The sequence below is a fragment of the Vallitalea longa genome (genome assembly GCF_027923465.1).
GTDB classification, from domain to species: domain Bacteria; phylum Bacillota; class Clostridia; order Lachnospirales; family Vallitaleaceae; genus Vallitalea; species Vallitalea longa.
This window is the reverse complement of sequence record NZ_BRLB01000015.1, coordinates 1-12,923: the sequence shown is the minus strand read 5'-3', so window position 1 is coordinate 12,923 and position 12,923 is coordinate 1. Positions and strand designations below refer to the sequence as shown.

10 protein-coding genes are annotated in these 12,923 nt (G+C 29.1%); all 10 read left to right on the top strand.

Annotation, left to right across the window (positions count from 1 at the left end; all coding sequences use genetic code 11):
• Positions 1-5 precede the first annotated feature (5 nt).
• Entirely contained in the window at positions 6-3,041 is a 3,036-nt protein-coding gene (locus QMG30_RS18635; RefSeq protein ID WP_281818021.1) for an efflux RND transporter permease subunit, read from the top strand.
• A 39-nt stretch (positions 3,042-3,080) separates the two neighbouring features.
• Positions 3,081-3,887 carry a sugar phosphate isomerase/epimerase family protein gene (locus QMG30_RS18630; RefSeq protein ID WP_281818019.1) on the top strand — a complete coding sequence of 269 codons (807 nt, stop codon included), beginning with the start codon at positions 3,081-3,083 and terminating at the stop codon, positions 3,885-3,887.
• Between the two features lie 193 nt (positions 3,888-4,080).
• Entirely contained in the window at positions 4,081-4,656 is a 576-nt protein-coding gene (locus QMG30_RS18625; protein WP_281818017.1) for a hypothetical protein, read from the top strand.
• 376 nt (positions 4,657-5,032) lie between these two features.
• Positions 5,033-5,884 carry a YitT family protein gene (locus QMG30_RS18620; RefSeq protein WP_281818015.1) on the top strand — a complete coding sequence of 284 codons (852 nt, stop codon included), beginning with the start codon at positions 5,033-5,035 and terminating at the stop codon, positions 5,882-5,884.
• A 193-nt stretch (positions 5,885-6,077) separates the two neighbouring features.
• On the top strand, positions 6,078-7,073 hold the full coding sequence (locus QMG30_RS18615) for a LacI family DNA-binding transcriptional regulator (RefSeq protein WP_281818013.1): 996 nt from the start codon (positions 6,078-6,080) through the stop codon (positions 7,071-7,073).
• Between the two features lie 87 nt (positions 7,074-7,160).
• Positions 7,161-7,958, top strand: a complete 798-nt coding sequence (locus tag QMG30_RS18610) for a sugar phosphate isomerase/epimerase family protein (RefSeq protein WP_281818011.1) — start codon at positions 7,161-7,163, stop codon at positions 7,956-7,958.
• 104 nt (positions 7,959-8,062) lie between these two features.
• Entirely contained in the window at positions 8,063-9,448 is a 1,386-nt protein-coding gene (locus QMG30_RS18605) for an ABC transporter substrate-binding protein (RefSeq protein WP_281818009.1), read from the top strand.
• 27 nt (positions 9,449-9,475) lie between these two features.
• Positions 9,476-10,342 carry a carbohydrate ABC transporter permease gene (locus tag QMG30_RS18600; protein WP_281818007.1) on the top strand — a complete coding sequence of 289 codons (867 nt, stop codon included), beginning with the start codon at positions 9,476-9,478 and terminating at the stop codon, positions 10,340-10,342.
• Positions 10,342-11,184 (top strand): carbohydrate ABC transporter permease, encoded by an 843-nt coding sequence (locus QMG30_RS18595; protein WP_281818005.1) that lies wholly within the window; start codon positions 10,342-10,344, stop codon positions 11,182-11,184. Before QMG30_RS18600 ends, QMG30_RS18595 begins: the two co-directional genes overlap by 1 nt.
• 280 nt (positions 11,185-11,464) lie before the next feature.
• A complete protein-coding gene (locus tag QMG30_RS18590) occupies positions 11,465-12,697 on the top strand; it encodes an ABC transporter substrate-binding protein (protein ID WP_281818004.1) in 1,233 nt (410 codons plus the stop codon).
• Positions 12,698-12,923 lie beyond the last annotated feature (226 nt).

Here is a 12,923-nt window from a genome sequence, read left to right as displayed (position 1 = left end):
TATAAATGGGTAAAATTATTAAATATGCCATAAAAGAAAGAAAAACAACTATACTATTAGCAATCATATTAATCATTTACGGATTATACAATTATTATTTATTACCTAAACAAGAAAATCCTGATACAACATCACCAGCAGCAGTTGTTACAGTAACTTTTCCTGGTGCATCAGCAAAAGAAGTTGAAGAACAAGTAACTAAACTTATCGAAGAAGAAGCTATGACTTTGGAGGGTATAGATAGTATTGAATCTATATCCAATAATAACGTATCAATCGTAATAATTAAGCTTATTACTGATGTTGATAGTAAAAAGCAGTGGGATAATCTAAAGGATGCCATGTATGGTATGGAAAGTAAATTACCGATAGGTGCTGAGGCACCTGCTGTCGAAACAGACCTTATAGATGCTGCTGGATTCATTATCAGCTTGTCATCGGATTCAGATGAATTGACCTATGATAAATTATCCAACTATGCTGAGGACATTAGAAAAGAACTCATAAAAGTAGATGGAGTCAAAAAAGTTGAGATAGATGGATTAAAAGATAAAAGGGTGGTTATTGAAGTTGATTTTAGAAAGCTAAATACTTATAGTTTATCAATAGAAGACATATACAATCTTCTTATATCACAAAACCTGAATATCCCTTCAGGATATGTGGAAACAGATAAAGGAAAAATAACTGTGAGTACTCCTGGAAAATATCAGTCTATCAAAGATATAGAAGACTTGATCATTACTATATCGCAAACAACAGGCGGTATCGTTAGATTAAAAGACATAGCTAAAGTTGATATAGAGAGAAAAGAAGATGTAAGACAGTATACACATGAAGGAAAAGAAGCTATATTACTTACAGGTTATTTTGAGGGAAATAAAAATATTATTCATATTGGTAGAGACGTTAAAGATATTATAAATGATAATAAAGAAAAGTTAGATAAATCATTAGTGATAGATGAGGTTTTATTTCAGCCCGAAGAAGTTGATAAAGCAGTCAACAATTTTATTTTAAGCTTGCTTGAGGGAATGTTATTTGTTCTTATAGTAGTTCTTATTGGAGTTGGGTTGAGAAATGCGCTAATAGTTGCCACATCGATCCCTTTATCTATATGTATAACTTTTATAGTTATGAAACTACTAGGAATAGATATACAGCAGATGTCAATATCAGGACTAATTGTGGCCTTGGGGATATTAGTTGATAATTCAATAGTTATAAGTGATGCGATACAAGTTAAATTAAATATAATAGATGATAAAAGAGAAGCAGCATATCTTGGAGCAAGAGAACAGTTAGTTCCTGTTTTAACATCAACTCTAACAACATTAGCCGCATTCGCTGCTATTACTGTACTTCCTGGTGCAGCCGGAGAATTTGTACAGAGTCTACCACAAGTGGTATTTATATCTCTTACAGCTTCTTTTATTGTTGCAATGCTTGTGACTCCAGCTCTTGCAAGTCTGTTTTTCAAGGTTAAAAAACCAAAAAACAATAAAAGGAAAAATATCATTAGAAGATTTTTCAAAGGATTGTTGAAAGTTGGGCTAAAACATAAAATAACAACCATCGCTGTAAGCTTAGGTGTTTTGATTTTATCAATACTTGCTATATTTTCTTTAGAAATAGATTTATTTCCTTATGCAGATAAAGATATCATGTACATTAATATAAAGGGTGAAGTAAAAGGGGATATAAGTAAGACAAAAGAGCTAGTTAAAGAAGTTGAGAATCTATTGGAAGAGGAAAAAGATATAACTACTTATACTTCTGCAATAGGAGGCTCCATGCCAAAATTCTATATAACTATTAATACACTTGCATCTACAGAAGATACAGGTCAAATTCTATTTAGAGTTGATTTGAAAAATACCAAAAAATATAAAGATCAGAATGAATTCTCATTATATCTGCAAAAAAAATTAGATTCTGTATTGCAAAATGGTATTGCCACTGTTGGTAGATTGGAGTTAACAGAAAGTGGATCAGATTTTAAAGTCATAATTGCAGGAGAAGATACAAAAAGAATGACTTCAGTGGCAAGTGAAATAGAAAAAGAATTGCTGAATAAAGAAGGTACGATTAATGTAAGTTCTAATATGCTTAGTAAAGAATATGAATATAAAGTTGATATAGATTCTAATTTAGCTACATCATATGGATTGACCAAATATGATATCCAAAAACAATTGAACCTATCATTATATGGTTCCACGCCTACCACAGCTAACTTAGGAGATGAAAATTATGAAGTATATCTGAAAACTAATGCAAAAGAAATAAAAGATATCAATAATTTAGCTATTAAATCAAGTGTTACAGGTAATAAAGTATTATTAAAACAAGTTGCTAATATCAAGTTGCAAGAGAATCTACCTGCAATCAATAGATTAGATGGTGAAGAAGCCATTATTGTGGAATGTGATGTTGTTTCGGGGTATAGTGTAGTGGATATCGGCAATACAGTTGAAGATATGGTCAATAATGACCTTAATACTTCTGATTTGAATATAAAATATTATGGACAAAAGCAAACCATGGATACTTATCTAGATGGACTTGATATTGCAGCAATCTTTTCAATAGCAGTAATTTATATTATACTATTACTACAATTTAATTCATTTAAACAGCCGTTAATTATATTGTTGACAGTACCACTTTCATTGATAGGTTCAATCCTTATACTTGTATTATTAGATATAAAAGTCACATTTACAGTATTATTAGGAATAATAAGTTTAATTGGTATTGTAGTAAATAATGCCATATTGTTGATTGAGTATATCAACAGAGCTAGAGACAAAGGTGCAGAGGTGTTAGTAGCATGTATGGATTCGGTAGATAAAAGATTCAGGCCTATCATGCTTAGTACCGTAACAACAGTTATTGGATTAGTACCTTTAGCTCTATCAGGTAGCTCTTTCTTCAGTCCAATGGCAATAGCTTTGATGGGTGGTTTGATGGTATCTACTATATTAACTTTAGTAATCATCCCTGTTGTCTATACTATAGTAGAAAAAAGTAAGAAATAAAGGATTCGGTTAATTATAATTAAGGAGATTCATACAATAATGAAAAATAATGAAATTAAATTAGGAGTATTTAATTGGTTTGGAAATGTAATGCCCCCTGTTCTTCGTGTGAAAAAAATTATTGATGCAGGTTTTGATAGTATCATGTTATGGTGGGATGATGAATTATTCTCTGAGGAAGGTAAAGAAGCACTTACTAGTATATTAAGTATGAATATCAATATTGAAAATATTCATTTTCCATATTATGAATGTAATAAAATATGGGATGATAATATAGAAGAACGTAAATATATATTTAATGAATTCACTAGATGCATAAGTGACTGTGACAAATATAATATTCCTATAATAGTTATGCATCCAACCCATGGGCACAATCTATGTAATCCTAATGTTACAGGGCTTAATTTGATAAAAGATATAGTTAATGAAACTAAAAAACATAATATAAGAATCGCTTTGGAAAACACAAGTCATATATATTATTTCAAGTATATACTAGATAACATAAAATCAGATTATTTAGGAGTATGTTACGATTCTTCACATGCTAACATATATAATACTTCCATTTGTGAAGTACTAGATGATTATGGTGATAGAGTGATAGCATTACATTTATCTGATAATGACGGATGCACAGATAAACATTGGTTGCCATATTGTGGGGAAATAGATTGGACAGAGATACTAGTAAAATTAGGTGCCATAAGATATAGAGGAAATATATCCCTAGAAGTATTTAATGATAAAATAAAAGATAAATATGAATCGGATGATTTCTTGAAAGAAGCATACAAAAAAGCTGTTATATTAAAAAATAAACTTGAATATATTTTATAGTTGGTTGAAATCTAATCTTGGCCAATAAAATTGTTTGATAAATAAATAATAATATTAATTAATAATATTAAATTTTGTTGGTAAAAATTTAAGGTTTTTCTAATTTGTTTTTAATTGTTATCTGCATAGAAATGTGATAACATTATTAGAAGATAATCACTATTAACAGACTAACTATAAAAGAGGGTTGACTATGAAGAAAGATACAATTGACACTTACATAATGCTTTCTGATACTGGCTCTGTATTAAATAGATTAATTAAATTCTATACCAAAGTACCATATAACCATGTATCATTAGCATTAGATGAAGACTTAAATGAAATGTACAGCTTTGGTAGGAAATTCCCGAGAAACCCTTTGATTGGAGGATTTGTTAGGGAGTATATCCATGAAGGTACTTACGCTCGTTTTAAAAATACTAAATGTTTGGTTTGTAGAATGGATATAACGAAAGAACAATACGATGAATTAGTCAAGAATATAGAACACTTCAAAAAACGAAAAAGAAGATACTATTATAATATACTCGGAATCTTTACGGTACTATTAAATATACCAGTAAGAGTTCCTTATGGATATGTTTGTACTCACTTCGTATCTCATATATATGAAAGAAGTGGTGTGAAATTATTTAATAAAAGAAGTACATTGGTATCAACAGTAGACTTTTATCATTTGGATAAATTAAGGTTACATAAAGTTTACGAAGGTAAGCTATCAGAATTCAATCATGAAAAGGATTTTATTCAAGCAATGGTTGGATAAGGTATATTATTATTTTATGAAGATAATAATTTAGATACTGGGCTGTGTCATTACATTCTATATAAATATATCATATCCTAGAAAAATAGATGTAATATGAGGCAGCCTTCACTAATTTTTATCTTTTTACTTATAATCCTCAATAGTTTATTTAATCTACAAAAATTATTTTTCTTATTTTCTTTGTTTATACAAAAGTATGAATTCTACAAAAAATATCCTTGACCAATTCTTGATTTTATGTTTAAATTCAATATAAAGAATTAACAAGTAAAAATTAAATATTAAGGTAATAGAAGTTAAGTATAATATTTTTTTTATAGCATTTATGTAATCGATTTCAAAAAGCATTGATACATAAAGGAGATATTATATAATGAAAAAGAAATTAATATTAAAGGATATTTTTAATAATATAATAGGGTTGTTTTTATTTGCTACTGGAATATATGTTTTTACTTCAAAAAATCAGATAGCTCCTGGGGGCGTTTCTGGTATAGCTACTTTAATTAATTATCTTACAGATGTACCAATAGGATTAACATCTTTATTAATTAATGTTCCTTTAATAGTGTTAGCATTTATTTTTTTGGGTAAAAAATTTGTTTTACGAACACTTACATCAGTAATGATATTATCTTTTATGCTGGATATAGGCGTGGTTTGGTTACCAGTGTATAGAGAAAATGCTTTATTAGCTTCTATTTTTGGAGGAGTTTGTCTAGGTATTGGTTTGTCTATCGTATTTATAAGTGAATCTTCAACTGGTGGTGGAGATATACTGGGAAAGCTTATTCAAAAAAAACATCCTTATTTATCAATTGGTAAAATCCTTTTAGCAATTGATTTTGTTGTAATATCATTATCAGCATTTGTATATAAGAATATAGAATCAGCTATGTATGGACTTATTACAATGTTTATTACTTCTAAGATAGTAGATGCATTAATAGAAGCATGTGATAAATGTAAATTATTATTCATAATGTCTGATAAAAGTGATGAAATAGCAAATGGTATAACTGAGCAATTAAAAAGAGGAGCAACACTTATTGATGGAAAAGGAGCTTATTCTGGAGAAAATAAAGCGGTATTATTAGTAGCAGTCAAAAAAAGAGAAGTATACAAGGCAAAAGAGCTTATCAGGTATATTGATCCAAGTGTATTCATTGTTGCAGCTGAAGCAGGAGAAATAGTTGGAGAGGGATTTAAAAGCACAATGATATAAAAATATAATATAATATAAAAAAGTTATTGACTTTTAAAGATCATTATATTATTATATGGTTAGTGAATGAAAACCATTACATCGCAAATGCTATATATTATACAGAGTAAAAACTTCTAAATTCCGCAATAATTTTTATTTAATTTTTTTTGAAATCAATGTAATGGATTACATTATGTTAAGAGGTGAAATAATGAATACCATACAAGATGTAGCACATGAAGCAGGTGTTTCAGTAGCTACGGTATCAAGAGTGATAAATAATAATGACAATGTTTCTACTAATACTAAAAACAAAGTATTAAAAGCGATAAATAAACTAGAATATACTCCTAATCTGTTAGGGAGAAATTTAAGAAAAAAAAGAACTTATAAAGTATTGGTTTTAGTTCCAACACTTTCTAACGAATTTTATTCTGAAATAGTTAGAGGAGTAGAAGATGTAGCAAGCAAAGATAATTATTATGTTATGGTTTGCAGTACTCACTCTAATAAAGAGACAGAAAAGGCTTATTTGAATATGTTCTATAATCAATTAATTGATGGCATTATATTTACTGCTCCAGAAATGAGTGGAGAAGAAATGATGGATATAGCTAATAAGTATCCAGTTATTCAGTGTAGTGAATATATAAGAGATAGTGAGGTTTCTTGGGTAAGCATTAATAATTATCAAGCTTCTTATGATGCAATTAAATATCTTATAGATATTGGGCATAAGGATATTGCAATAATTGGAAGTGAAAATGGATTTGTATCATCTATAAAAAGACAGCAGGGCTATATGAAAGCTTTGCAACATAATAATATCAAAATAAATAACGATTATATAATACAAACTAATTATGAATATGAAGATGGTATAAATGGATGTATTAAATTAATGAATCTTGAAAAACCACCCACAGCAATTTTTTGTGGATCTGATGCAATAGCAGTTGGTGTTATTAGACAACTTACAAAACAAGGTATTCAAGTTGGAGAAGAGATAAGCGTTATAGGATTTGATGATACTAATTTCGCTGCTTATTATAATCCTCCTATAACAACGATATCTCAGCCAAGATATGAGATGGGGAAAATTGCTATGGAATTATTACTTAGGAAAATCAACAATATAAAATGTAAAAATGAGTATATAATCTTAGATCATAAATTAACTATCAGAGAGTCTACAATAACTGAATAAGTAAACTTGTTCCAGTAAGTTTTAAAAGTTGCTTTTCTATTGAAGTGGGAATCTGAGTTAATAATAATTGAAAAGGAAGTGATAGGAATGAAATTGGGAATTATTGCAGAACCTTGTGAACAAAGTTTTATAGATGCAAAAAAAAGACAACTTGAAACATTAGAATTTTGTTTGCATCCCACATTTGGAATGGATAAATCCCTAAAGAAATTACAAGCAATTAAAGAAGTAAAGCAATATATTGAAAAATATGGAATAGATGTAGCTGCTATAAGTATATGGGCAACAGATAAAATTGATGAAAAAGGTAATTTGATTAAAAATGAGATTGACCTTGATTATAAGTTAATAGATGTAGCTAGTAGTATTGGGTGTACTAATGTAGTAACCTCTTGTAATTATATTGAAGGTTTGTCTTACTATGAAAATTGTAGTAAAGCTATAGAGTATTTTGAAAAATTAATTGAATATGGGAAACCAAAAAAAGTTAAAATATCTACCTATAATTGTAGATGGAATAATTTTGTACATAATGATATGGCTTGGACTATTATACATGGATATTTGAAAGATTTAGGAATTAAATATGATCCATCACATGCAGTGTATGATGATGGGGATTATTTAGCTGAAATGAAAAAATGGGGGCATCGATTTTATCATGTTCATTTAAAGGGCGCAATGAAGATTAATGATATAAGATTTGATGATCCTCCAATTGGTATGGATGAAATAGACTGGGGTAGATTTATGGCAATTTTATATGCTAATAAATATGAAGATGCTCTATGTCTTGAACCACATTCAGAAAATTGGGAAGGTGAATTAGGAGAAAAGGGCATTGATTTTTCAATTAATTATATAAAACCATATATTTTGAGATAAAACTCAAATATAACATTTCAATTAAACAAATATCTCTTGTACAATAGTTCAATCATTAATAGACTAATAAAAACTATAAATAAACAACTATGGAGGAAGTAATAATGAAAAAAAATTACGGTTTCAAAATGTTTACAGTAATAGCGTTAGTTATGGCAATGTTAGTTTCAATAGTAGGTTGTTCTAGTTCCCAAAATGATACAAAAAAAGATGACAAAGAAAATGTTAGTAACGAACAACCAAAAGACTCTAATAAAAAATCAGATGTAACTATAGAACTTTTTCAATTTAAGCTAGAAATAGCTAAAGCTCTTGATGAAGCAGTAGCAGAGTACATGGAAGAAAATCCAAATGTAAAAATTAATGTTCAATCAATTGGAGAAGGATATAGTGTACAGTTAAAAGCAAAAATGCAGTCAGGTAAAGAGCCTACTATTTTCAATGTAGGTGGACCATCAGATGTTAACGATTGGTCATATAAATTAGAAGACCTATCAGATCAGCCTTGGGTACAACATGCAGCAGTAGGTACTTTAGGTGGAGTTACTATTGATGATAAAGTTTATGGGTTACCATATTCAGTAGAAGGTTATGGATTTGTATATAATAAAGCAATGTTTGAAGCAGCAGATGTTGATGTTTCTGCAATAAAAGATTTCGCAACTCTTGAAGCAGCTGTTAAAGAATTAGATGGAAAAATCAAATCAGGTGAACTAAAAGAACAATTCCCTGATCTTGAAGCAGTATTTGAATTACCTGCAAAAGAGACTTGGTTAACAGGACAACATACAACTAATATTGCATTAAGTCCTGAGTTAGGTAGTGCGCTAAATGCATTTAATGCAAAGAAAATAGATTACAAATATAGTGATCAACTTAAGAAAATTGTAGATTTACAAGCAAATTATTCATCAGATGCAGATAATAAACAAAAACTCTGTGCAGTAGATAATACAACATCAGTTGAAAATGGAATAGCTATTGGAAGAGTTGCTATGGTTCAACAAGGTAACTGGATTTATCCTTCAGTTAATAATGTAGATCAAGAAATTGCTCAACAATTAGACATATTACCAATTCCTTTAGAAGGAGTAATCGAAGATAGTATTCCAATTGGTGTACCAATGTATTGGACAGTTAATGTTGATGCTAGTGATGAACAAAAGAAAGCAGCAAAAGATTTCTTGAATTGGTTATATCAATCAGAAAAAGGAAAAGAAATTATTGTTAATGAATTTTTCTTCATTCCTCCATTTACAAATTATGAAGGATTGGAAGCAAAAGATTGTTTGAGTCGTGCAGTACAAAGATATACTAATGAAGAAAAAACAATGCCATGGGTATTTATGGGTTATCCAAGTGGATGGTGTATGGATATTATGGGAACATCAATCCAAAAATATTTAGCTGGTGTTCAGGATTGGGATGAAGCAATTGAATATTGCAAAGAACAATGGGAAGAATTAGCTAAAGACAATGCAGAAAATTAATATACTGGAATTGGGGGATGTAGCAATATGAAAAAATCCAAAAAAATATTTTGGCTTTTCCTAGCTCCAAGCGGGATATCGTTTTTATTAGTAGTTATTATCCCTATGTTTTTAGGAATATATTATTCTTTCACAGACTGGAATGGCATTAGTGAAAAAATCAATTTTGTTGGTTTTACAAATTACATAAAAATATTTACAAAAGACCCTGGTTTTAGAGATGCTTTTATTTTCACAGTTAAATATGTAGTAGTTGAGGTTATTATTGTTAATGTAGCGGGATTTTTGTTAGCGTTACTGGTTACTAAAAAACTACGAGTTAGTAATTTTCTAAAAAGTACATTTTTCCTACCTAACTTAGTAGGGGGACTATTACTAGGATTCATTTGGCAATTTATATTTACTAAAGGTTTTGAAAGTATAGCAGATAATTTAGGATGGGCATTTTTTGATGGATGGTTATCTACACCACAAACAGGATTCTGGGGACTGATAATCGTATGTTCTTGGCAGAGCATAGGTTATATGATGTTAATCTATGTAGCAGGGTTGCAATCTATACCACAAGATGTATGGGAAGCAGGAAGTATAGATGGGGCTACTGGTTTCAAGAAGTTTAGATATATCACATTACCTTTAATAGTACCTGCTATTACTATAGGAATATTTATGAATATTTCAGGAGCATTTAAAGTATTTGATCAAAACTTAGCACTTACTAATGGAGGACCACATAACTCAACACAAATGCTTACACTTAATTTATATAATACTGCTTATACATATAACGAGTTAGGTGTAGCTCAGGCGAAAGCAATAATATTCCTCGTTATTGTTGGAATAATTACATTTACACAACTTTACTTTACTAAAAAGAAAGAGGTGGAAATGTAATGGCTAGTAAAAAAATAACCAAAAAGAAAAAGAAAAAAATTATAGTAAGTGTTTTAGGAGTTATATTAGCACTTGTTTATATATCACCATTTTACATGTTGTTAAGTAATTCATTTAAAACATCTAAAGGGATTTTTAAAGAAATATTTGCATTACCATTTGGGAAATATTTTACATTAGAAAATTATGTGAATGCTTTTAGAGAAATGGATTTTATTAAAAGTTTTACTAATTCATTGCTTATTACTATTGTAGGAACTTCTCTTATAGTTATTACATCTGCAATGGCTGCATGGGTTTTAGTTAGATATAAATCAAAAACCAGTACATTAATATTTTTTGGTTTTGCTGGTGCAGTACTTGTTCCATTTCAATGTGTTATGTTACCTTTAGTAAAATTTATGGGGAAACTTAATATGCTTAACATACCAGGATTAATTGTAATGTATATAGGATTTGGTTCCAGTATGGCAATAATGTTTTTTCATGGATTTATTAAAAATGTTCCAATAGCATTAGAGGAAGCAGCAATAATTGATGGCTGTGGACCGTTCAGAGTGTTTTGGAGAATTGTTTTACCATTAATGAAACCAATAGTATTTACTATAGTTATATTAGATGTTATGTGGTTATGGAATGATTTCTTATTACCTTCTCTAATAATTAATCAACCAGGAATGCATACTATCCCATTAAAAACTTACTATTTCTTTGGGAAATATACTAAAAGATGGGATTTGGCTACAGCTGCATTGGTAATAAGTATAATACCGATAATGATATTCTATGCATTTGCACAAAAACGTGTAATTAATGGTATAACAGAAGGTGCTGTTAAATAAGCTTATCAACAATTTAATATTATATTATAATGACAAAAGACAGTTCAAGAAATATTCTTGAACTGTTTTTTTAGTGCTATAGACCAGCACTGCCATTCTTAAGCATCAGTGGTTATTTTGATTTCATTTATACGTAACATATGATACGGACAATTATAAAAAAATGAGTATAATTATTGTTAAGTAGAATAATAAAATTATAATAATTAATTATATGTTTTTTTATTAAAGAACAGATATGTAACCTAAAAAGCTAAAGACCTAGAAAAGGATGGTTGTCATGGGAAAGTATTTTAATGTAAAAGATTCGTTATATGATATAACTGAATTATATAAAGAAACTATAGATTTATTCGTTTCTATAGGTTTTGAAAATATGGTAAATGAAAACCAAAGAAAAACATTTGGTAAAACTATTACTCTTGAAACCGCATTAAAGCTAAAAAAAATAAATATAGATGTTTTTACAAAAAATTTAATGGATGTAATTGAACATAACAGGATTGGTAATTCAGAAGAAAATAATTATATGCAAAAGGAAGATGCTGATATAAAAATAGAAGGGGTTCTACCTTGTCCTGTAAGAATACCTCTTATGGAAGCTTTTAACAAATGGATAGAAAATTCAGCTAGTGATTATGGTAATGAGATGAACTATGATTTAAAAGCAGCCTCAATGGGTGTTGACTGGCTAAAGAAAGCATTGTTAAAATCGGATAATCCAGATATCATATCTGATATATTCATATCAGCAGGGTTTGATTTGTTTTTTGACAAAAAACTAATGGGTAAGTGGGTTTCTAAAGGTATTTTTGAAGATGTAAGTTCATTATCTCATTATAATAAAGAATTCGACAATGATAAAATATCACTGAAAGACCCAAAAGATAATTACTCTATCATAGGGGTGGTACCAGCTATATTTCTGATAAATATGGAAGAACTGAATGGTAGAAAAGTTCCTCAGTCGTGGGAAGATATATTACAACCGGAATTTGAAAACAATGTCAGCTTACCAGTTGGGGATTTCGATTTGTTTAATGCTATTTTATTGAATATCCATAAAGAATATGGTGAAGAAGGTATAAGAAGATTAGGAAAATCTTTATCCACAAGCATGCATCCATCTGAAATGGTAAAGTCTCATAGAAAGCAAGACAAGCCAGTTATTACCATTATGCCTTACTTCTTTACTAAGATGATTAAGGAGGACGGACCTATGAAACCTGTATGGCCATCAGACGGAGCTATAATAAGTCCCATATTTCTATTGTCTAAAAAAAATAAAAAAGAAAAGTTAAAACCTATTGTTGAATTTTTCTCATCAAAAGAAGTAGGGGAAATACTATCTCATAATGGTAGATTCCCAAGTGTTAATCCAGAAGTGGATAATAGGATAGATACTGATAAAGAATATATGTGGATAGGTTGGGATTATATATATAAGAATGATATCGGTAAGTTGATTAAGATGTGTGAAGATATATTTAATGAAGCAGTAGATAACCAATAAGATATTCTAAATTATTTTGATAAGTAGAATATTAATTAGATTATAATACTATTCTACAGTTGACTTATTGCAAAATAGTTATATTAATATAGTAGAAACAGAAAGACTAACTATTAAAAGTCAAGACTAAAATAAATTATTTTGTTTGAACACTTAAAAACATTTAAACAAATTTGAACACTGAAAATTGCATGGCAAATAGAGCATCTTCACAGGTGCTCAAAAA

Bases quoted from the DNA above. Each gene is read 5' to 3' on its own strand.
- QMG30_RS18635 (WP_281818021.1), top strand. From the start codon at position 6: ATGGGTAAAATTATTAAATATGCCATAAAAGAAAGAAAAACAACTATA.
- QMG30_RS18630 (WP_281818019.1), top strand. From the start codon at position 3,081: ATGAAAAATAATGAAATTAAATTAGGAGTATTTAATTGGTTTGGAAAT.
- QMG30_RS18625 (WP_281818017.1), top strand. From the start codon at position 4,081: ATGAAGAAAGATACAATTGACACTTACATAATGCTTTCTGATACTGGC.
- QMG30_RS18620 (WP_281818015.1), top strand. From the start codon at position 5,033: ATGAAAAAGAAATTAATATTAAAGGATATTTTTAATAATATAATAGGG.
- QMG30_RS18615 (WP_281818013.1), top strand. From the start codon at position 6,078: ATGAATACCATACAAGATGTAGCACATGAAGCAGGTGTTTCAGTAGCT.
- QMG30_RS18610 (WP_281818011.1), top strand. From the start codon at position 7,161: ATGAAATTGGGAATTATTGCAGAACCTTGTGAACAAAGTTTTATAGAT.
- QMG30_RS18605 (WP_281818009.1), top strand. From the start codon at position 8,063: ATGAAAAAAAATTACGGTTTCAAAATGTTTACAGTAATAGCGTTAGTT.
- QMG30_RS18600 (WP_281818007.1), top strand. From the start codon at position 9,476: ATGAAAAAATCCAAAAAAATATTTTGGCTTTTCCTAGCTCCAAGCGGG.
- QMG30_RS18595 (WP_281818005.1), top strand. From the start codon at position 10,342: ATGGCTAGTAAAAAAATAACCAAAAAGAAAAAGAAAAAAATTATAGTA.
- QMG30_RS18590 (WP_281818004.1), top strand. From the start codon at position 11,465: ATGGGAAAGTATTTTAATGTAAAAGATTCGTTATATGATATAACTGAA.